This window comes from Kitasatospora sp. NPDC004289 (assembly GCF_053602875.1).
This window is the reverse complement of record NZ_JBSGEL010000017.1, coordinates 1-22190: the sequence shown is the minus strand read 5'-3', so window position 1 is coordinate 22190 and position 22190 is coordinate 1. Positions and strand designations below refer to the sequence as shown.

Genomic DNA, 22190 nt, shown 5'->3' with positions numbered 1-22190 from the left:
GCCCACGGGTGGGTGGGCGCAGCGGAGCGGGCGCGGCGGCACCGGTCGGTGCTGCCGCGCCCGCTCTGCTCGCGGTGGTACGGGTCAGGCCTTGCGGCGCCGGTGACGGAGGGTCAGGAGGAGGACCAGGCCCGCGGTGGTGAGGGCGGTCGCGAGGAGGGTGAGGAGGGTGGTGGAGGTGCCGCCGGTCCTGGGGAGGGGCTTCTTGGGCTCCTTCGGCTTCTTGGGCTCGTCCGGGGGCGGCGGGACGCGGTCGTTGTCGACGGTGACGGTGGTCGAGGCCTCGGCACCGGTGGTGCTGAGGGTCAGTTCGGTGACGGGGGTGGCGGGGAGGCGGTAGCCGGCGGGCGCCGCGGTCTCCTGGGCGTAGTAGGTGCCCGGGAGGAGCGGGCCGAAGTGGCAGGCGCCGTCGGCGTCGGTGGCGCAGGGGCCGCCGACGCGGGTGTCGGTGTCGGTCTGGAGCCCGGCCGTCGAGTTGGTCTCCCGCCAGAGCTGGAAGACGGCTCCGGCGAGCGCCGCGTGGGTGGCGGTGTCCCGCTTGAGGACGTGGACGAAGCCGGGGCGGGGCTCGTTGACGACGGTGACGGAGACGCCCTCGCGGTGGTTGTCCTCGGTGACGGTCAGCGGTCCGAAGACGGCGGGGGAGGGGAGCAGGTAGCCGGTCGGCGCCTGGATCTCCTGCCAGTAGTAGCGGCCGAGGAGGACCTCGGTGCTGCACCGGCCGTCGGCGGGGGTGGTGCAGGGGGTGCCGATCTTGGTGTCGGTGTCGGTCTGGAGGCCGGTGGTGCCGTTGGTGTCCTGCCAGAGCTGGAAGACCGCGCCGGGGAGGGCGTGGCCGTCGGGGGTCGTCTTCAGGACGGCGACCCAGCCCTTGAGCGGGCGGTCGACGGCGGTGACGGTGACGCCCTGGTCGAAGGTGGCGATCGTCAGGATGAGCGGGCCGAACACGGGCTGGGCCGGGAGCTCGTACCCGTCGGGTGCCTGGGTCTCCTGCCAGTAGTAGGTGCCGATGACGGCGGTGGCGAAGCACCGTCCGGTGTCCGGGGTGGTGCACGGGGCACCGACGGTGGTGTCCGGCGTGGCGCCGTCGGGCTGGAGGCCGGGGGTGCCGTTGGTCTCGCGCCAGAGCTGGAAGACCGCGCCGGCCAGGACCTTTCCGTCCGGGTCGGTCTTCAGCACGCTGACCGAACCGGGGAGGGGCTGGTCGACGGCGGTCGTGCTCACGCCCTGCCGGTGGTTGGCGGGGGTGAGGGTGAGCGGTCCGAAGACGGCGGGGTCCGGGAGTTGGTAGCCGGGCGGGGCCTTGGTCTCCTGCCAGTAGTAGGTGCCGAGGCCGACGGTGGCGGAGCACTCGCCGGAGAGCGGCGTGGTGCAGGGGGTGCCGACCTTGGTGTCGGTGTCGGTCTGGAGGCCGGTGGTGCCGTTGGTGTCCTGCCAGAGCTGGAACTCGGCCCCGGCGAGCGGGGTGCTGCTCGGGTCGGTCTTGGTGACCTTCACCTGACCGGTCATCGGCTGGTCGACGGCGGTGACGGTGGCGCCGGCCGTGTAGGTGGCGGGGGTGAGGGCGAGCGGGCCGAAGACGGCCGGAGCGGGGAGCTCGTAGCCCTCGGGGGCCTTGGTCTCCTGCCAGTAGTAGGTGCCGAGGCCGACGGTGCTGGTGCACCGGCCGTCGGCGGGGGTGGTGCAGGGGGTGCCGATCTTGGTGTCGGTGTCGGTCTGGAGGCCGGTGGTGCCGTTGGTGTCCTGCCAGAGCTGGAACTCGGCCCCGGCGAGGGCGTCACCGCCCGGGTTGGTCTTGAGGACGGTGACCTGACCGGTCATCGGCTGGTTGACCACGGTGATGGTGGCGCCGGCCTCCGCGTTGGCGGCGGTGATCTCCAGTGCGCGGGTGGTCCGTTGGACCGGCAGGATGTAGCCGTCCGGCGCCTTGGTCTCCTCCCAGTAGTACGTGCCGATCTCGACCTGCTGGGCGCACAGGCCGTCGGCCGCCGCCCTGCAGAGCTCACCGACCGTCAGGTCCGGCGTGCCGCCGTCCGGCTGGAGCCCGGCGCTGCCGTTGGTCTCCCGCCACAGGCGGAACTCCGCACCCTGGAGGATCCGGCCGGCGGGGTCGGTCTTGAGGACCGTGACCCGGCCGCGGACGGGCTGGTCGACGGCGGTGGTGCTCACGCCCTGCTGGTAGTTGGCGGGGGTGAGGGTGAGGGGCCCGAAGACGGCGGGCGACGGGAGGACGAAGCCGGGCGGGGCCTTGGTCTCCTGCCAGTAGTAGGTGCCGAGGCCGACGGTGGTGGTGCACTGACCGGGAGGGCCGGTGGTGCAGGGGGTGCCGACCTTGGTGTCGGTGTCGGTCTGGAGGCCGGTGGTGCCGTTGGTGTCCTGCCAGAGCTGGAACTCGGCTCCGGCGAGGGTGCTGCCCTTGGGGTCGGTCTTGGTGACGGTGACGCTGCCGGTCATCGGCTGGTCGACGGCGGTGGTGGAGACGCCCGCCTGGTAGGTGGACAGGGTGAGGGTGAGGGGGCCGAAGACGGCGGGGGTGGGGAGGAGGAAGCCCTCCGGTGCCTTGGTCTCTTCCCAGTAGTAGGTGCCGAGTTCGACGCTCGCGGTGCACTGGCCGTTGGCGGGGGTGGTGCAGGGGGTGCCGACCTTGGTGTCGTCCGCTTGGAGGCCGGTGGTGCCGTTGGTGTCCTGCCAGAGCTGGAAGACGGCTCCGGCGAGGGTCTTGCCGGTGGGGTCGGTCTTGGTGACGGTGACGTTGCCCTTGACGGGTTGGTCGACGGCCGTGGTGCTGACCCCGGTTGTGTAGTTGGTGGTGGTGAGGGTGAGGGGGCCGAAGACGGCGGGCGAGGGGAGGACGAAACCGGGTGGTGCCTGGGTCTCTTCCCAGTAGTAGGTGCCGAGGCCGACGGTGGTGCTGCACTGGCTGTTGGCGGGGGTGGTGCAGGGTGTGCCTATCTTGGTGTCGTTGTCGGTCTGGAGGCCGGTGGTGCCGTTGGTGTCCTGCCAGAGCTGGAACACCGCGCCGGCCAGGAGGTTGCCCTTGGGGTCGGTCTTGGTGACGGTGACGGCGCCGGTCATCGGCTGGTCGACGGCGGTGGTGGTGACGCCCGCCTGATAGGTGGTCAGGTCGAGCACCAGGGGACCGAAGACGGCGGGCGCGGGGAGGAGGAAGCCCTCCGGTGCCTTGGTCTCCTGCCAGTAGTAGGTGCCCAGCTCGACCGAGGTGCTGCACTGCCCGGAGGCCGGGGTGGTGCACGGGGCGCCGAGCTTGGTGTCCGGGGTGGCCCCGTCCTGCTGGAGCCCGTCGGTCCCGTTGGTCTCGTGCCAGAGCTGGAACTCGGCTCCGGCGAGGGTCTTGCCGGTGGGGTCGGTCTTGGTGACGGTGACGTTGCCCTTCACCGGCTGGTCGACGGCGGTGACGCTCGCGCCGGCCGAGTAGGTGGCCACCGTCAGGGTCAGCGGGCCGAAGACGGCGGGCGAGGGAAGGAGGAAGCCGGGCGGCGCCTGGGTCTCCTGCCAGTAGTAGGTGCCGATCTCCACGGAGTCCGAGCACTGGCCGGAGGCCGGGGTCGTGCACGGGGTGCCGACGGTGGTGTCCGGCGTGGCGCCGTCGGTCTGGAGGCCGGGGGTGGCGTTGGTCTCGTGCCAGAGCTGGAAGACGGCTCCGGCGAGGACGTTGCCCTTGGGGTCGGTCTTGGTGACGGTCACCGTGCCGCGGGCGGGCTCGTTGACGGCGGTCACGCGGACCCCGGCGGTGTAGGTGGCGAGGTCGAGCACCAGGGGACCGGCCACCGGCTGGGCCGGGAGGAGGAAGCCGTCGGGGGCCTTGGTCTCCTGCCAGTAATAGGTGCCGAGTTCGACGCTTGCGGTGCACTCGCCGATGGCGGTGGTGATGCACGGCGTACCGATGCGCGTGTCCGCGTCGGTCTGGAGACCGGCCACCCCGCTGGTCTCCTGCCAGAGCTGGAAGGTCGCACCCTCCAGCAGATTGCCCCTGGTGTCGGTCTTCACCACGGTGACGTTGCCCTTGACGGGTTGGTCGACGACGGTGGTGCTGACGCCCTGCTGGTAGTTGGTGGTGGTGAGGGTGAGGGGGCCGAAGACGGCGGGTGAGGGGAGGAGGAAGCCGGGAGGGGCTTGGGTCTCTTCCCAGTAGTAGGTGCCGAGGCCGACGGTGGTGGTGCACTGGCCGTTGGCGGGGGTGGTGCAGGGGGTGCCGATCTTGGTGTCGTCGGCCTGGAGGCCGGTGGTGCCGTTGGTGTCCTGCCAGAGCTGGAACACCGCGCCGGCCAGGGCGTTGCCCTTGGGGTCGGTCTTGGTGACGGTGACGGCGCCGGTCATCGGCTGGTTGACCGCGGTGACGGTGGCGCCTGCCTGATAGGTGGTCAGGTCGAGCACCAGGGGGCCGGCGACGGGTTGCGCGGGCAGCAGGTAGCCGTCGGGGGCCTTGGTCTCCTGCCAGTAGTAGGTGCCCAGCTCGACCGAGGCCGTGCACTGACCGGATGCCGGAGTGGCGCAGACGGTGCCCACGCGCGTGTCGGTGTCGGTCTGGAGGCCGGTGGTGCCGTTGGTGTCCTGCCAGAGCTGGAACTCGGCTCCGGCGAGGGTCTTGCCGGTGGGGTCGGTCTTGGTGACGGTGACGTTGCCCTTGACGGGTTGGTCGACGGCCGTGGTGCTGACCCCGGTTGTGTAGTTGGTGGTGGTGAGGGTGAGGGGGCCGAAGACGGCGGGCGAGGGGAGGACGAAACCGGGTGGTGCCTGGGTCTCTTCCCAGTAGTAGGTGCCGAGGCCGACGGTGGTGCTGCACTGGCCGTTGGCGGGGGTGGTGCAGGGGGTGCCGATCTTGGTGTCGGTGTCGGTCTGGAGGCCGGTGGTGCCGTTGGTGTCCTGCCAGAGCTGGAACACCGCGCCGGCCAGGAGGTTGCCCATGGGGTCGGTCTTGGTGACGGTGACGGCGCCGGTCATCGGCTGGTCGACGGCGGTGGTGGTGACGCCCGCCTGATAGGTGGTCAGGTCGAGCACCAGGGGACCGAAGACGGCGGGCGCGGGGAGGAGGAAGCCCTCCGGTGCCTTGGTCTCCTGCCAGTAGTAGGTGCCCAGCTCGACCGAGGTGCTGCACTGCCCGGAGGCCGGGGTGGTGCACGGGGTGCCGACCTTGGTGTCGTCCGCCTGGAGGCCGGTGGTGCCGTTGGTCTCGTGCCAGAGCTGGAACTCGGCTCCGGCGAGGGTCTTGCCGGTGGGGTCGGTCTTGGTGACGGTGACGTTGCCCTTCACCGGCTCGTTGACGGCGGTCGCCGTGACGCCCGCCTGGTAGTTGGCGGAGGTGAGGACCAGCGGGCCGAAGACGGGCTGAGCGGGGATCAGGTAGCCGTCGGGGGCCTTGGTCTCCTGCCAGTAGTACGTCCCGAGCTCCACGGTGGTGGTGCACTGGCCGTTGGCAGGGGTGGTGCAGACGGTGCCCACGCGCGTGTCGGTGTCGGTCTGGAGGCCGGTGGTGCCGTTGGTGTCCTGCCAGAGCTGGAACTCGGCGCCCGCCAGCAGGTTGCCCTTGGGGTCGGTCTTCACCACCGTGACCACACCGGTCATCGGCTGGTCGACGGCGGTCGCGGTGACTCCGGCGGTGTAGTTGGCGGAGGTCAACTCCAGCGGGCCGAAGACGGGTTGGGCCGGGAGGAGGTACCCGTCGGGGGCCTTGGTCTCCTGCCAGTAGTAGGTGCCGAGCTCGACCGTGGCGGTGCACTGGCCGTTGGCGGGGGTGGTGCAGACGGTGCCGACCTTGGTGTCGGCGTCGGTCTGGAGTCCGGCGACGGAGTTGGTCTCGCGCCAGAGCTGGAACTGCGCCCCGGCCAGCACCTGACCACGCGGGTTGGTCTTGGTGACGGTGACGGCGCCGGTCATCGGCTGGTCGACGGCGGTGACCGCGACACCCGCCTGATAGGTGGTCAGGTCGAGCACCAGCGGGCCGAAGACGGCGGGCGAGGGGAGCAGGAAGCCCTCCGGCGCCTTGGTCTCCTGCCAGTAGTACGTCCCGAGCTCGACCGTGGCGGTGCACTGGCCGTTGGCGGCCGTGGTGCAGACGGTGCCGACCTTGGTGTCGGCGTCGGTCTGGAGTCCGGCGACGGAGTTGGTCTCGCGCCAGAGCTGGAACTGCGCCCCCGCCAGCACCTGGCCCTTGGGGTCGGTCTTGGTCACCGTGACGCTGCCCTTCACGGGCTCGTCGACGGCTGTCGCGGTGACTCCGGCGGTGTAGTTGGTGGAGGTCAGTACCAGCGGGCCGAAGACCGGTTGGGCGGGCAGCAGGTAGCCGTCCGGTGCCTTGGTCTCCTGCCAGTAGTAGGTGCCCAGGCCGACCGTGGCGGTGCACTGGCCGTTGGCGGGGGTGGTGCAGACGGTGCCCACGCGGGTGTCGGTGTCGGTCTGGAGCCCGGCGACGGAGTTGGTCTCGCGCCAGAGCTGGAACTGCGCCCCCGCCAGTACCTTGCCGCCGGGGTCGGTCTTGGTGACCGTCACCCGGCCGGTCATCGGCTGGTCGACGGCGGTGACGGTGACCCCGGCCTGGTAGTTGGCCGTGGTCAGGACGAGCGGGCCGAAGACGGGCTGAGCCGGCATCAGGAAGCCGTCGGGGGCCTTGGTCTCCTGCCAGTAGTACGTGCCGAGCGGGACGGTGGCGGTGCACTGGCCGTTGGCGGGGGTGGTGCAGACGGTGCCGACCTTGGTGTCGGCGTCGGTCTGGAGTCCTGCGACGGAGTTGGTCTCGCGCCAGAGCTGGAACTGGGCGCCCGCCAGCACCTGCCCGGCCGGGTCGGTCTTGGTGACCGTCACGGCGCCGGTGAGCGGCTGGTCCACGGCGACCGTGGCGACCCCCGCCTGGTAGTTGGCGGAGGTGAGGACCGCCGGGCCGAAGACGCTGGGCGTCGGGAGCGAGTAGCCGTCGGGGGCCTGGGTCTCCTGCCAGTAGTAGGTGCCCAGTTCGACCGTGGCGGTGCACTGCCCGGAGGCGGGGGTGGTGCAGGGGGTGCCGACCTTGGTGTCCGGGGTGGCGCCGGTGGCCTGCAGGCCTTCGGTCCCGTTGGTGTCCTTCCAGAGCTGGAAGACGGCACCCGGGAGCACCTTGCCCGCCGGGTCGGTCTTGGTCACGGTGAGCACGCCGGTCATCGGCTGGTCCACCGCCGTGACGGTGACGCCCTGCTGGTAGTTGGTCAGGGTGAGGACGAGCGGGCCGAAGACGGGCTGGGCCGGCATCAGGTAGCCGGGCGGTGCCTGGGTCTCCTGCCAGTAGTAGGTGCCGAGTCCGACGGTGGCGGTGCACTGGCCGTTGGCGGCCGTGGTGCAGGGGGTGCCGACCTTGGTGTCCTGGCTCGCGCCGGTGCTCTGCAGTCCGGTGGTGCCGTTGGACTCCTTCCAGAGCTGGAAGACCGCGCCGGGGAGCACCTTGCCCGCCGGGTCGGTCTTGGTGACCGTGACGGCGCCCTCCGGCTGGTTGAAGCCGAAGTCGTAGGTGTGGTTGTTCTGGCCCGGGCCGCCGGTGGTGACGGTGTACTCGGGGTACGTGCCGCCCGCCGGGACCCGGCCGTCGCTGTCGATGAAGTCGTTGGTGCCCGCGTCGGCCCGGGTCGGCACCCACTGGAAGAGCGGGCCGCCGGAGGCGTAGTCGGCGGGCAGGTCGACCTTGATCGTGTACTGGGTGTTCGGCTTGAGGCCGACGGCGACGTTGGAGTTGTCGAAGTAGTACTCGCCGCGCGCGGTGGTCTTCATGGTGCCGACGATCGCGCCGGTGGAGTCGTAGAGCCGGACGGTGGCGCCGACCACCGGGTTCTCGCCCGGGTCCTGGATGCCGTCCCTGTCGACGTCGTACCAGACCCGGTTGCCGATCTGCAGCGGCGCCTCGTCGCACATCACCTCGAGGTCGGCCATCGAGCCGCCCTTGCCGAAGGAGGTGGTGAGCCGGTTGCCGTGGGTGGCGTCGCGCGGGCTGTCGGAGCCGTCGCGGTCGGCGAAGGCGGTGCCGCCGGTGAAGATCTCGCCGATCGGGTCGACGGCGGAGCTGGCGATGGTGGACTCGACCTTGGAGAGCGCGTTGCCGGCGAAGAAGCCGTTGCCGTGCTCCCAGTAGGTGCGGTTGTAGTAGTAGTTCTCGCCGCGGCCGGTCTTGCCGCAGCCGCCGTTCTCGGCCATCACGAAGGCGGTGCCGGACAGGCAGGCCCGGCTGAGCGAACCGCCCGAGGCGGGCTGGTAGAGGCCGCTGCCGACGGCGATGATCTGTCCCTGGCCGACCTGGTCGGTCAGCCGGTCGCGGAAGCCGAGGATCAGTGAGCCGTCGGTGTCCACGATGATGTCGGCCAGGATCGGCTCGGGGTTGGCGTAGTACCCGGCGGGGCAGTTCTTGCCCTCCTGGGTGGTGGGGATCTGGTCGTTCCACGGGTACCAGGAGGCACCCTTGCAGTTCGTCGCGGACTCGAAGGAGATCGGGCGGGGGAAGTCCAGCCGCTGGTCCATCACCACGGCACCGAAGGTGCCGACCACCGGGTCGAAGGTGCGCACCACGGCCCGCAGGTCGGCCTTCGACTGCGTCGACTCGCCGGAGCAGACGCCGCCGACGTAGACCACGCCGTCCTGGATGCCGAGTCCGTACGGCCGCCAGTCGCCGGCGGCCGGGCACGGGGCGCCCGGCTGCGGGATCGGGTAGACGGCCTTGGCGGTGGTCGCGGTCTTCTGGGTCGCGTCGTAGCGGTAGAGCTGACGGTCCGCCAGGTTGACGACGTAGAGGTCCCTGCCGTCCTCGGAGACCTCGACGTCGCCGAGCGACTCCTTGGCCACGATCGGGGTGAAGGCGATGTCGGTGTTGCTGGTGAACTTGTGCGCCGTGGTCCCGGCGTCCGGAACGGTGGTGAAGAGGGTGGTGGTGTTGGTGGCCCGGTCGGTCAGGTAGATCGCGCCCTGGCCGGAGGGGCCGTAGGCGGAGCTGCGGTGCGCGTGGGCGCCGCTGAAGATCCACTTCTTCTGCTTGCTGTACCCGATGCCGTAGAGCGCGCCGGTCTGGCTCTTGGTGGCCAGGTTGGTGGTGTCCCTGTCGACCCCGCGCGAGTTGTACGGGAACTGCACCAGGGTCCGGGTGGTGGCCGCCTCGGCCGGGTTCTCGCTGCGGATGCAGGCGGTGACCAGCGGCGCGTTGGTCTGGCAGTAGTCGCCCGGGTTCCAGAACGCGGTGGTGTACGAGACGTTCCTGCCGCCCGAGAGGTCGACGAACTCCTCGGTGCTGCTGAGCTTGGTCGGCGCCCCGGTCAGGCCCGTCCGGTCGGCGAAGGCCGAGTACAGGACGCCCGGCTTGGGGTTGATGACCTGGACCCGGTACCTGCCGCCGGTCAGCGTGCTCGCGGGCGCGCCCGCGTTCAGGGTGACCAGCCCGCTGGCGTCGGTGGTGCCGCTGATGGTGGTGCCGGCGTCGTCGGTCAGGTTGACCGTCACGCCGGACATGCCGGGCTCCAGGACGCTGTCGTACGCGCCGTTCCCGTTCACCTCGCGGACCACCCGGACGGTGACCGAGCCGTCCCCGGCGGCGGCCTCGGCACCGGGCACCCAGCCGCCGAGGTAGCCGGCGCAGAGGGCGAGGACGGTGAGGGCTGCTGCCCTCTTCGGCGGGCGGTACAGGGCGGACACAGGCGGTACCTGGGCCTTTCTCCGGACGGTGCTGTTCTCCGGAGAATGTCCTAAGAAATGAGACCCCTACTTTCTGAAACGCCGTCAAACCGTATTGTCCGACGCGCGTTTTCATCCCCTCGGACCAGCAGGGCTTGCGCGAACGGCCGAGGCCGCCCCCGCGCGGTGGCGGGGGCGGCCTCGGTCAGCCGGGGTGCGGCGTCCTGACGGGAGGTCAGGCCGTCGGGGCCGGGAAGGTCGGGTACTCGACGCCCGAGACGTGCTGGACGACCCGCACGACCTGGCAGGAGTAGCCGAACTCGTTGTCGTACCACAGGTAGAGGATGGCGTTGTCGCCGTCCACCTTGAGCGCGCCCGCGTCCACGATCGAGGCGTGGCGGGAGCCGATGAAGTCGTTCGACACCGCGTCGGGGGCGTTGGTGAAGTCGATCTGACGGCGCAGCGGCGAGGTCAGCGACACCTCGCGCAGGTGGTCCAAGACCTCCTCGCGGCTGGTCTCGCGGGCCAGCTGCAGGTTCAGGATCGCGATCGAGACGTCCGGCACGGGGACGCGGATCGAGGAGCCGCTGATCTTCGCCTTGAGGTCCGGCAGGGCCTTGGCGACGGCGGACGCGGCACCGGTCTCGGTGATCACCATGTTCAGCGCGGCGGCGCGGCCACGGCGGTCCGAGGAGTGGTAGTTGTCCAGCAGGTTCTGGTCGTTGGTGTACGAGTGGACGGTCTCCACGTGGCCGCGGAGCACGCCGTACTCGTCCGCCATCGCCTTCAGCGGCGGGACGATCGCGTTGGTGGTGCAGGACGCGCAGGAGATGATCTGCTCGTCCGGCTTGATGGTGTCGTGGTTGACGCCGTGCACGATGTTCGGGACGTCGCCCTTGCCCGGGGCGGTCAGCACGACCTTGGCGATGCCCGGCTGCAGGTGCTTCGACAGGCCCTCGCGGTCCCGCCAGATGCCGGTGTTGTCGACCAGGATGGCGTCGTTGATGCCGTACTCGGTGTAGTCGACCGTGGTCGGGTCGTTCGAGTAGATGACCTGGATCGCGGTGCCGTTGGCGATGATCGTGTTGGTCGCCTCGTCCACCGTGATGGTGCCGTTGAACTGACCGTGGATCGAGTCGCGGCGCAGCAGCGAGGCGCGCTTGACCAGGTCGTCGCCCTTGCCCTTGCGGACGACGATGGCCCGCAGGCGCAGGCCGTTGCCCGAGCCCGCCTTCTCGACCAGCAGGCGGGCCAGCAGGCGGCCGATCCGGCCGAAGCCGTAGAGCACGACGTCGCGGGACTCGCGGCGCTCCAGCTTGTTGGGGCCGACCGCACCGGCCACCGCCTCAGCCGTGAACTCCTCGACCGTCAGGCCGCGGGCGTCGTTCTTGTAGGTGGCCGCGAGGATCCCGAGGTCGATCTGGGACGGGCCGAGGTCGAGCGAGGTGAGCGCGTGCAGGAAGGGCAGCGTCTCGGTGACCGAGAGCTCCTCGCCGGCGATCTGGCGGGCGAACCGGTGGGTCTTGAGGATGGAGACAACCGACTTGTTCACCAGGGAGCGGCTGTGCAGCAGGACGTTGACGTCCTTCTCCCGGTGGAGTCGGCCGATGATCGGAATCATCGACTCCGCGATCTCCTCGCGGTTGTTCCAGTTCGTGAGCACGTCGTCGTTGACAGTCACAAGTCCATCTTTCGAGGGTAGGGCCTTGCCCCCATGCTAACTTCGGCCGGTTTCGATCTTGCGGCCGGACCACCCCTGACCAGGCACGGAGCCGTGGAGGGGTGACGGACTTCACGGTCGGCACCCTCGTTCACCGTCAGCTCGGCCCCCCTCGACGGCGGCGGACCGGCGAAGGTTCAGGAACGAACGGCCTGGGTCACACCGGTCAGGACGGCGGTCGAGGCCAGGCTGCCGATCGCGACCATCCCGACGCCGATCACGAAGAGCCCGTCGCCGCCCGACCAGTCGACCCAGGCCGCGGTGGCCAGGCCGCCCGAGACGCCGAGCACCCCCGCCGCCGGGTACTGCCGCAGGGCCGCCCACAGCACGGCCGGCAGCAGGGTCAGCACCAGCCCGATGACCTGCCAGGCCTGGTAGGGGCCGGAGACCGAGCCGTCCGGGAGCTCGTCGTACCGCTGGTCCCAGCCCAGCCAGGCGGTCCAGGCAGCGGCGGCGAACAGGGCGAGCAGGAGGGCGGCGGCGGGCTGCGGGATTCTCGGTGTCATGGGAACAGCCTCCCGGCCGGGGTGGGGGCGGGACAGAGTAGCCGTACTCAGGTTCCGGCCCGGTACGGGACTCAGGGGCGGCGGCCGGATATCCGTTTGCCGCGGTGGGGGAACGGCGCCGATGATCGTGCGGGCCCGTGACCGGGCCGTGTGACCCACCGTCGGATCCCCTGGAGGAAGACCTTTGCACCCTGATCTCGCCGTGGCGGAGGAACTGCTCGTGGCCGAGGACCTGCCCGGAGCGGCCCGTGAGCTCCGGCGGCTCGCCGAGCAGGTGCCGGCCGATGAGCTCGCGCCCTTGGTGGAGCGGCTGGCCGGACTGGCCGAGATCGACCAACTGTACGGCGCGGCAGCCCAGTTGGCCGCGAACGCCGGTGACCCGGAGGCGCTGTACGACTACGGCTACGCCTGCATCGAGCACGGGCTCTCCGCGTTGGCGGTGCCGGCCCTGCGCGAGGCGCTGACGGTCCTCCGCGAGCCGAAGCGGGGGCTGTTCGGGCGGACCCGGCCGGTGGACACCCGGCGGGTGCGCCAGGTGCTGATGGAGCTGGTGGCCGCGCTGGAGGACGGCGAGCGGCACGGCGAGGCCGTCGAGGTGCTGCGGGAGCAGGCCGCGGGCGCCGGACTGGCGGACTGGCCGGAGGGGTACCTGCTGGCGTTCAACGCGCTGATGGACGGGCAGTTGGGCCTCACCCGCGAGGTGTTCGAGCGGCTGGCGGAGCCGGCGCAGGACTGGCGCCCGGCGGCCGACCGGATCGCCCGCTCGCTGGCCCGGGCGGCGGCGGCCCCGCCGGTGGACGGGGAGGACCTGCGGGGCTGGCACCACGTGCTGACGGGGGGTCTGCTGGCCACCCTCTCGCCGTACGGCTTCCGGGCCGGGATGACCGGCCGGTACGCGTACCTCGGCGACACCTTCGACAACTGCCGGCTCGGACTGGAGCGGCTGCGGGTGGTGCTGGACGCCACCGGCCGCCGGGTGACCTCGGTCGCGCTGCTGCCGGACCGGGGCAGCCGGGCGCTCGGGCTGGCGGCGGCCGCGCTGTTCGGCCTGCCGGCCGCGCCGTACCGACCGGGGGTCGCGGGCGCGCTGGTGGTGGCGTACGACCTCAACGCCTGTGACCAGGAGCTGGTCGCGCGGTTGAACGAGCGGGCACCGGACGAGGTGCTCTACGAGCACGCCACCTGCTGGACCGACACCCCGATCGTTTCGGCGGACGTCTGCGGCCTGCTGGCCCAGAACGTGGTCGCGCCGTGGGAGCCGGGGATGAGCTTCGACGCGGACGGCGAGCGGACGGAGCCGGAGCCCGACCGGCGTTCCGCCGAGGAGCTCGCGGAGGCGATCGTGGCGGCCGACGGCACGCCGGACGCGGGCGACGGGGAGGCCCCGGCCGACTCCGCCGAGCTGCTGGCGGCGTACGCCGCGCGGGTGGCCGGGGTGTGGGCCCGGGCCGGTGCGACCCGGGACCGGGTGCGGTCCTCCGGGCCGGTGCGGAGCGGGCGCTTCGCCTGACGACCGGTCACAGACCGCGGACGTCCAGCAGGGGCGGGCTCACCGGCCAGGGTGAGTCCGCCGTTGCCGTTGTCGCCGCCGCGGCCAGGCGGAGTGCGCCGAGCAGGGGCGGACCGTCGGGGGTGTGGTGGCGGACGTCCGGGGGGAGGGCGGCCAGGGTCGCGGCGCGGAGGGCTTCGAGGTTGAACAGGCCGCCGGTGAGGGCGATCCGGGGCTCGCGCAGGCCGGTGGCGGCGGCCGCCGCGGTGGCCGCGATCTCCTCGCCGGCCCGGCGGATCAGCGCGGCGGAGACCCGGCAGCCCTGTGCGGCGGCGGTGGCCACGTCCGGGGCGAAGGCGGCCAGCAGACCGGCGCGGTCGGCCCGGGTCTGCAGGGCGGCGGGGAGGCCGGCGGCCGGGCCGTAGCGGTCCTGAGCAAGCGTCAGCAGGGCGGGGGAGCCGCCGGTGCGGCCGTCCACAGCGCGCAGGGCGGCTTCGAGGCCGGCCCGGCCGAGCCACGATCCGCCACCGCAGTCGCCGAGCAGTTGGCCCCAGCCGTCGGCGCGGCGCCAGGTGGCGGTGGGGTGCGGGAAGGCACGGTCACCGGGTCCTCCGGCCCGCTCCGTGCCGGCGGCGCCGCGGGGGTGGTCCTGCTCGGCCTCCGCGCCGGGATCCGTTCCGGGCGCGGGGGTGGGCGTGGGGGCCGGGTGCAGGCCGAGGGCGACGACGCCGGTGCCGGCGGCGACGACCACGCCCGGGCGGGGGCCGAGGGCGCCGGCGTAGGCGCTGACGGCGTCGCTGGCCAGCACGAGTCGGCGGGCGCCGGTTGCGCGGGCCAGTGGGCCGGGCAGCTCGGCGGCCAACTCCCGTCCCAGCAGGGCCATTCCGGTCGCGCCCACGGCCACCGCGCCGATCCGGGTGCCGGGTGTCAGCAGGTCGCCGAGGGCGGGCAGCAGCCGCTCCAGGAGGGCGGTGGCGTCCTGGCCGCCGGTGGTGATCCGGGCGGGCGCGGGAATCCGGAGGGAGCGGAGCGTGGTCTCCGGACGGTCGGCCGGGGCGAGGGCGAGCCGGACGCCGGTGCCGCCGACGTCGATGCCGAGGACCGCTTCGGGGGTGTCGGCCGGTCCGTGGTCCACTCGTTCGCTCCCGTTCGTGTCGCGGTGCCCCATTCTGGCACTGCCGTGAGAGGGGCTCTGCTCGCCCGACCGGTGTGACATGTATCACGTCAGATGGTGACCTGACGTCAGGTCGTGTGCGAATGTGGCCGGGCCAATTGCGGACAGATGGGGAGGCGGATTGACGGACCGTCAAGTCGCTTTGTCTGAACGGGAACAAGCGCACGGCGGGCCGTAATCGGTGGCGAGTAGCGTCCGGGGGGCTGTTTCTGTCACTTGCCGGGGGGACGAGTGCTCCCTCGGCCTGCCTTCTTGGGGGAGCAATCGTGCGTGTGGGGCGAAGGCTGACATGGCCGCTGGTGGCGGCGCTGGCCGTACCGTTGGCGGTTGCATCGGTGCCGGCCACGGCGGCGGACGAGGTGCCGCCGACCGTGGTGGAGGACTACAGCTATCCGGGGGCGGCACAGATCCTGGCCGAGCGTGGGATCACCCTGAAGGCGGGCGACGGGCACTTCCTGCTCGCTGACTGTGCCTCGGGTACCGGCCTGGTCCACGTGCTCAGCCGGGCGCTGACACCCAGTGAGGTCTGCTTCAAGATCAACGGCCGGGACGGCCGCCTGGTCATGGAGATCCCGCGGGTCTACCAGATCAAGGCCGACGACCACGCCATCAAGGCCTCGCTCACCGCTGACGGCACCACCAAGGTCGTCGACCTCCAGAAGAACTTCTGGAACCCGGTCGGCGAGGGGAGTTCGGGCTCGGAGAGCGTTCTGCTGGAGCTGAATGCCACCGGTGACGGCCCGGTCGGGATCGGCAGCCCGGTCAGCGCCCAGCCGGCTGTCACCGCCGTCAGCATCGGCAAGCCCGGTGCGGACGGGTCCCGGCTCTGCACCGGCACCGTGGTGGACCCGCAGTGGGTGCTGACCGCCAAGAGCTGCTTCGCCGACGCCCCGGACACCTCGGCCGAGGTCGCGGCCGGTGCGCCCAAGGTGAGGACCACCGTCTCCATCGACCGCCTCGACGTCGCCTCGCCGCTGGTGCAGGAGGTCGAGGTCATCGAGCTGGTCCCGCGGGCGGACCGCGACGTGGTGCTGCTGAAGCTGGCCAAGGCCGTGACCGGTGTCCTGCCGCTCACCGTCAGTGCCACCGCTCCCGCCGCCGGTGAGGTGCTGAAGACGGCCGGCTACGGGCGCACCAAGGACCGCTGGCTGGCCGGCGAGATGCACACCGGGCAGTTCTCGGTGGACTCCGCCGCCGCGACCACGCTCACGGCGAGCAGCGTGAGCGGCTCCACCGTCTGCCGCGGCGACGCCGGTGGCCCGGTGCTGCGCGAGGGCAACGGCGCGGTGCAGGTCGTGGCCGTCAACACCCGCTCCTGGCAGGGTGGTTGCCTCGGCGTCACGGAGACCCGCACCGGTGTCACCCAGACCCGGGTGGACGACCTGGTCTCCTGGTTCCAGCAGCTAGGCGTCCAGTACGCCGCTTCCGGCTACACCCCGGTGACCGCTACCCGCGTGCTGGACACCCGGGTCGTGGCCAGCACCACATGGGAGACCGACCCGGCCGGCGGGTCCGCTCTGGAGCTCAAGCTCGGCCAGGCCGGCACCAGCCCGCTGAAGCTGCCGGCCGGCACCACCGCCGCCGTCCTGAACGTCACCGTGGTCAACCCCGCGAGCGCCGGTTTCGTCACCGTCCGGTCGACCAGGTCCGCCCGCCCGGGAGGCTCCTCGGTCAACTTCGCCGCCGGTCAGGTCGTGCCCAACCTGGTCACCGCCCCCGTCGACATCGACGGCACCGTCCACCTGTGGGGGACCACCGGCAACGTCAACCTCGTGGTCGACGTCCTCGGCTACTACAGCCCCCAGTCCACCGGCAGGTTCACCGCCCGGACCCCGGCGCGGCTGATCGACACCCGTGACCGCGCCACGCCGATCGGCGCCTACTCCACCCTGGACGTCCAGGTGGGCGGCCTGAACGGCGTGCCGGCCACCGCCACCGCCGTGGTCCTCAACCTGACCGTCACCAACCCGGCGGCCGTCGGCAACCTGACGGTCTTCCCGGCCGGCGCCACCAGGCCCGCCACCTCCAACCTCAACTACTCGGCCGGCCAGACCATCGCGAACCAGGTCATCGTCCCGGTCGGGGCCAACGGCAAGGTCTCCGTCTACAGCCAGAGCGGTGGCACCACCGACCTGATCGTGGACTTCGTCGGCGACTACAGCCCGACCGGCGCCGGCCTGTACCGGCCGATCGCCCCGCTGCGGGTGCTGGACACCCGACTGAACGGCGGTGCGCCGCTCAGCGCCGGCCAGGTGGTTGCCGTCAAGGGCACCCCGCCCGGTGCCAAGGCCTCGGTGCTCAACGTGACGGCCGTCAATCCGGAGAGCCCGGGCTTCTTCGCCCTCGCCCCGAGCGGTGCCGCCCGTCCGGCGACCAGCAACCTCAACTTCGCGGTGGGGGCGGTGCTGGCGGGCCAGGCCATGGTCTCCAACGGCGACCCGGTCCCGGCGAGCCAGAACGACATCGCCCTGCACGTCGCGGGCGGCGGCAAGGTGCACGCGGTGGCCGACCTCTCCGGCTACTTCACCACCGCCAAGTGACCGACTGACAGCCGCCGGTGGTGCGGCGCCGCGCGCGCCGTACCACCGGCCCCGTTGCCGCCGGCCCGGAGGCCGGCGGCGTCGTCGGCACCCGCGGGTGCCAGAGGGAGAAGGTCCGAACCGATGGGGGCGCAGGACTGATGAGGGTGACAGTGCGAGCACGCGCGGCACGGTGGCGGGCAGCCGCCGCCGGCGTGCTGACGATGAGTCTGGTGGCGGGGGTTCCGGCGGCTACCGCCCTTGCGGACACCGCGCCGGCCCAGGGCCCGGTCGCCGACCGGGTGGCCGCCGTGGCGGCCTGGAAGGCCGGCGGTCCGCTGGTGCGCCGCGCGGCCGAGACGGCGCTGGCAGGCTCGGACGCCGAGGTCACGGCGTTCGTCAACGGCGGCCGGGCGGCCGCCGAGGAGCAGGACCTGCGGGTGCGGCTGGAGCAGCTGCTCGCCGAGGCGGGCCCGGGCGTCCGGGAGGCCGGCCTCAAGGCCCTGGCCCCGGACACCGGTTCGGCCGCCAAGGTGCGGGCGATGCTGGACGGCGGGGCGCGCAAGCAGTACGAGGACGACCAGCGGGTCCGGCTGTCGCAGATCATGGCGATGGGCGGGCCCGGGGTGAAGGCCGCGGCCAACAAGGCTCTGGACGGCACCATCGAGGACGTCAACCGCTTCCTGAACGTGGGTCAGTTCAAGGAGCGCGACGACGACGACCGGGTCCGGCTCAGCCAGTTGATGGCCACCGGCGGCCCGGAGGTCAAGAAGGCGGCCGGAGCCGCGCTGGACGGCGGGGCCGAAGACGTCCGGGCTTTCCTGCGCTACGGCTGGCAGACCGCCGCCGCGCACGACCGGGAGACCCTGACGGTCGCTCAGCTGGCCGACGTGGCGGGCAACGCCTCCACCCGGGCGCGCGAGCAGTCCCAGGTCGCCGAGGACGCGGCCAAGCGGGCGATCGACGCCTCGCGGCTGGCCAAGGATGCGGCCGAGCTGGCCGCCAGGGAGACCAGGCTTGCCCAGGGCGAGGCCGGCAAGGCGGCCAACGCGGCCGGCCGGGCCGCCGACGCCGCGGGCCGCGCCGCCGACGCAGCCCGGACGGCCTCCTCGGCCGCCGCCGCCGCCAACGAGGCGGCCCAGCAGGCGGCGAACGCGGCGGCCGACGCCGCGGCCGCCTCCACCAAGGCCGGGGACGCCGCCGCGCGGGCCCGCGACGCCGCCGCTGCCGCGGCCATCAACGAGAAGGACGCCGGCAAGGCCAGGGACGCGGCCGTCGCGGCCCGCAACGCGGCCGCCGACTCCCGCACCTCCGGCGAGGCCGCCGCCTGGGCCGGCCGGGCCGGACTCCAGGCCGCCGCCGCCGCGAAGGCCGCAGCGGACGCCGGGGACAACGCGACGGCCGCGGCGAACGCCGCCCTCGAGGCGGCGAACCAGTCGGGCGTCGCCTCCGAGGCCGCCGAGCGGGCCCGCCGGGCCGCCGACCGGGCCAGGTCCGCCGCGGCCGAGGCCCACCGGGCCGCTGGGGTCACCGTGCGGATCGCCGAGGAGGCGGCCGAGGCGGCCGCCGAGGCGCAGCGCGCCGCCGAGCGCGCGGCCGGTCACGCCGAAGCTGCCGCGGCCGCCGCCGACGCCGCGGCCGCCCACGCCGGAGAGGCCGCGACCGCGGCCAACACCGCGCAGGCCGCCGCCACCGAGGCCAACGCTGCGGCCGACACCGCGTCGAAGGCCGCCGAGTCGGCACACAAGCTCACCGACCTCTCCCGCCGCAGCGACGACGAGCGGCTGACGGCACAGGCCGTGGCCGAGATGGCCATCGCCGAGGAGGCCGCCCGGATCGAGGCGGAGAAGACCAAGGCCGCTGCCTGGGAGGCCGGTGCGAGTGCTCAACTCGCCACTTCCACCGAGAAGTTGCTCGCCGAGGCTACCGCCGCCGGGGTCACCCCCGCAGTCGCCGTGAGCAAGGGCCGGCAGGCCGCCTGCCAGCTGCTGACCGCGGGCGGCCCGTGGGCCAAGGCCGCGGCCGAGACCGCGCTGGAGGGCCGGGACTCCGATGTCCTCGCCTTTCTGAACGGTGGCCTGGCACAGGGCCGCGAGCGCGACGACCGGGTCAGCGCCCTGACCATCGCCCAGCGCTCGACCAAGGCGGCCGAGCGGCTGGCGGCGGAGACCGCCTCGGTGGGCACCGCCGCCCAGGTCCGCGAGTTCGTCACCACCGGGGCCTACCCGGGCAAGGACGACGACGACCGGGTGCTGCTGTCGCAGATCATGACGGCGGGCGGCCCGGGCGTGAAGGAGGCCGGCAGCAAGGCACTGGACGGCGGCATCGAGGCCGTCCGCCTGTTCCTGACGGTCGGTCAGTACAAGGCCCGGGACGACGACAACAAGGTCCTGGTCAGCCAGGCGATGACGGCCGGCGGCGGCGAGGTCAAGGCCGCCGGGCAGGCGGCGCTCTCCGGACCGGCCTCCGGTCTGGCGACCTTCCTCCAGATCGGCCTGCCCAAGGCCCAGCAGCGGGACTCCTACACCCGGGCCCACGTCGCCACCGTCAGCTCCTATCTGGCGAGCATCGACGGCTCGGTGGCGACGGCCCGTCAGTACGCGGCCCAGGCCTCGCAGTCCTACGCGCTGGCCCGCAACGCCCAGATCGAGGCCCAGTCCTACGCGGACAAGGCCACCGCCTCCGCCAGGGAGGCCGACCGCTGGGCAGCCGAGGCCGCCGAGTCCGCCCGCCAGGCCAAGGCATCCGCCGAGCAGGCAGCCGCCTACGCCCGGCAGGCCCAGGCCAGCGCCGCCTCCGCCGACGCCGCCGTCCGCCGGGCGGACGCCTCGGCCAGCGCGGCAGAGGGCTTCGCCGCGCAGGCCAAGAAGTACGCGGACGAGGCGAAGAAGTCCTCCGACGACGCGAAGGCCTCGGCCGCCGCGGCGAAGAAGAGCGCCGAGGAGGCCGAGCAGGCCGCCAAGGAGGCGCGCGAGATCGTCTGGCAGAAGCAGCAGAAGGAGGCGGCCGAGGGGAGGACGGAGAGCGAGACCGCCACGGTCGACGAGAACGGCCGGGTCTCCTTCATCGAGGTCCACCAGAAGGAGGGGATGAAGCAGGAGGTCGTCCGCGAGGACATGTCCAAGTGCGTCCTCGACGACCCGGGCACCGAGCTCGGCTGGATCCTCAAGGCCGACTCCAAGACCTGGCACAAGAACGGCGCCGGGGTCGAGGTCTGCGACGTCGCCCTCACGGTCAAGGTGAAGGGCGAGATCGAGTACATCCTCAAGACATGCCCCGAGCCCGACCTCTCCATCGCGGCCTGCCAGGGCAAGTACACCACCTGGAACACCGTCCTCCTGCAGACCCAGTCGGTCGACACCGAGTACCAGACCACGGTCGAGCTCACCTACGGCGACTACGCGAAGCACTACAAGGTGTCGTGTTCGCAGGGCGTCTGCATGTCGGGGGACAGCTCGCGGCTGCTGCTGCACATGCTGACCGACGACTTCGTGAAGTGCTTCAAGAACTTCGGCTTCAACGGGCCCTGCGCCTGGGCGGCCTCCAACTTCATTCCTTACGGCACCCTTGCCAAGGCCGCCAAGGGAGTCGTCGCCTTCCGTTTCGCCCTGGAGGCGGGCGTCGGCATCGCGGAGGCCAAGCTCGCCCTGCAGGCCACGCTGGAGGGCTACGGCGACGCGGTGAAGCTCAGGTTGATGGCGAGCGCCGACGCCATCGTCGCCTTCCGGGCCTCGCTGCGGGGCGACGGCGCGGGCACCGAGGCGGCACTCGCGGCCCTGCGCAACAACCCCGACGTCGACCGGGCCTTGGTCCGGCAGTTGGAGACCGAGTCCCAGCTGACCACCCAGACGCGCACGGCGTGCAAGTGGAACAGCTTCCCGGCGGGGACCACGGTTGTCCTCGCCGACGGTACCCGCCGGGCGATCGAGCAGATCCGCACTGGGGACGGCGTCCTGGCCACCGACCCGGCCACCGGGGGCACCCGGCCCGCCACGGTCACGGCCACCTACGCGCACGACACCGACCGCCTGGTCGACATCCGCACGGAGGACGGCGGCAGCCTCTCCACTACCGCAGGCCACCTGCTGCACGTCGAGGGCTCGGGCTGGAAGCTCGCCTCCGACCTGCGCCCGGGGGACCGGCTGCGGTCCTCCGACGGCACCGTGCGCACCGTCAACTCACTGAACGACCGGACCGGCCTCACCCTCCCCGTCTACGACCTGACGGTCGGTGGGCTGCACACCTTCTACGTGGGCACCGCCGGCGGCCCCGGGAGCGACCTCCTGGTGCACAACTGCCAGGACATCGTGGCGGACGAAGGCATCGAGCAGGCCCACACCCTCGACCAGCACGTCAACATCTCCGGCGCCAGGCTGGAAGCGAAGGTGGAGAAGGACGGGCTGGCCAGCGTCTGGAGGGACCAGGCGACGGCCGCCCAGGCGGTGGAGAAGGCAATCAACGGTTGGCTCGCTTCCGGGAACAACACCCAGGTACTGGCCGCGTGGCTCGAGAAGAACCGGCCGAGGAACTCCGGGTTCATCCACTCCCGCGACACCAAGACCTTTACTTGGGAGGTGCGGGACATGGGCAGCGACCCGTTCGGGAAGGTCTACCGGAAGAACCCCTCGACCGATCCGAACGCACCCGCGCTGGTCAGCACCGACACCGGGACCAAGGTGGTGGTCACGCTGAGGTTCGCCCGTGGCCACGATCCGAAGTACGTCGTCTACACCGCCATCCCGCAGTAGGGGCATTCAGATGGAACCGCGCGCCGACTTCGACGAGGACTTCGGGCTCAGCGGGCTGGCCAAGTTCGTCCAGCCCTGGTCCTCGCCCCGTGATGCCGAGGGGATCCTCGCGTTCACCGCGAGCCTGCTCGAGTACGAGGGGAGCGGGTACGCGGCGGAGGTGGCGGACGATGTCCGCCGCCTGACCGGGTCGGCGCTGCCGGACGCTGTGCTGTCCGTCCTGTGGCTGGCGGCCACGGGGGCCCGCTACGACCCGGACGCCGATGGCCTCGGTATCCGGGTCTGGCTAAACCGGCTGGCCGGGGCTTGCCTGCCGTACGGCAGGCAAGCCCCCCCCCGCCCCCCACGGCGCCCCCGGCCCCCGCCCCGCCCCCCCCCTCCCCCGCCACCGGGGGCCGGGG

Annotated in this window: 7 protein-coding genes and 1 pseudogene; 4 read left to right on the top strand and 4 right to left on the bottom strand. The window is 72.3% G+C overall.

The window, feature by feature from the left end; all coding sequences use genetic code 11:
- Positions 1-84: 84 nt before the first annotated feature.
- The 3 genes from ACWEPF_RS13790 to ACWEPF_RS13780 all read right to left on the bottom strand — a co-directional run bounded on the left by ACWEPF_RS13790 (position 85) and on the right by ACWEPF_RS13780 (position 11859).
- Positions 85-9654, bottom strand: a complete 9570-nt coding sequence (locus ACWEPF_RS13790) for a SpaA isopeptide-forming pilin-related protein (protein WP_452172683.1) — start codon at positions 9652-9654, stop codon at positions 85-87.
- A gap of 214 nt (positions 9655-9868) precedes the next feature.
- Positions 9869-11314: a glyceraldehyde-3-phosphate dehydrogenase gene (locus ACWEPF_RS13785; protein ID WP_345288852.1), complete on the bottom strand. Its 1446-nt coding sequence runs from the start codon at positions 11312-11314 to the stop codon at positions 9869-9871.
- A 176-nt stretch (positions 11315-11490) separates the two neighbouring features.
- Positions 11491-11859: a hypothetical protein gene (locus ACWEPF_RS13780; protein WP_452172682.1), complete on the bottom strand. Its 369-nt coding sequence runs from the start codon at positions 11857-11859 to the stop codon at positions 11491-11493.
- Between the two features lie 202 nt (positions 11860-12061).
- Here ACWEPF_RS13780 and ACWEPF_RS13775 point away from each other — a divergent pair, with 202 nt between their 5' ends.
- The gene (locus tag ACWEPF_RS13775; protein ID WP_452172681.1) at positions 12062-13369 is read left to right on the top strand and encodes a hypothetical protein; all 1308 of its coding nucleotides are present in this window, start codon (positions 12062-12064) and stop codon (positions 13367-13369) included.
- Between the two features lie 7 nt (positions 13370-13376).
- On the opposite strand, the gene ACWEPF_RS13770 is transcribed toward ACWEPF_RS13775, so the two are convergent.
- A complete protein-coding gene (locus ACWEPF_RS13770) occupies positions 13377-14483 on the bottom strand; it encodes a BadF/BadG/BcrA/BcrD ATPase family protein (protein ID WP_452172680.1) in 1107 nt (368 codons plus the stop codon).
- A 305-nt stretch (positions 14484-14788) separates the two neighbouring features.
- Here ACWEPF_RS13770 and ACWEPF_RS13765 point away from each other — a divergent pair, with 305 nt between their 5' ends.
- The 3 genes and pseudogenes from ACWEPF_RS13765 to ACWEPF_RS13755 form a co-directional block, all read left to right on the top strand.
- Positions 14789-17062, top strand: coding sequence for a trypsin-like serine protease (locus tag ACWEPF_RS13765; RefSeq protein ID WP_452172679.1), 2274 nt, complete (start codon positions 14789-14791; stop codon positions 17060-17062).
- Positions 17063-17274: 212 nt separating this feature from the next.
- A complete protein-coding gene (locus tag ACWEPF_RS13760; RefSeq protein ID WP_452172678.1) occupies positions 17275-21789 on the top strand; it encodes a polymorphic toxin-type HINT domain-containing protein in 4515 nt (1504 codons plus the stop codon).
- Between the two features lie 10 nt (positions 21790-21799).
- A pseudogene (locus ACWEPF_RS13755) lies at positions 21800-22190 on the top strand (hypothetical protein); the annotation flags it as partial.

Excerpts from the sequence above, each read along its gene's own strand:
- ACWEPF_RS13780 (WP_452172682.1), bottom strand. The coding sequence starts at position 11,859 with ATGACACCGAGAATCCCGCAGCCCGCCGCCGCCCTCCTGCTCGCCCTG.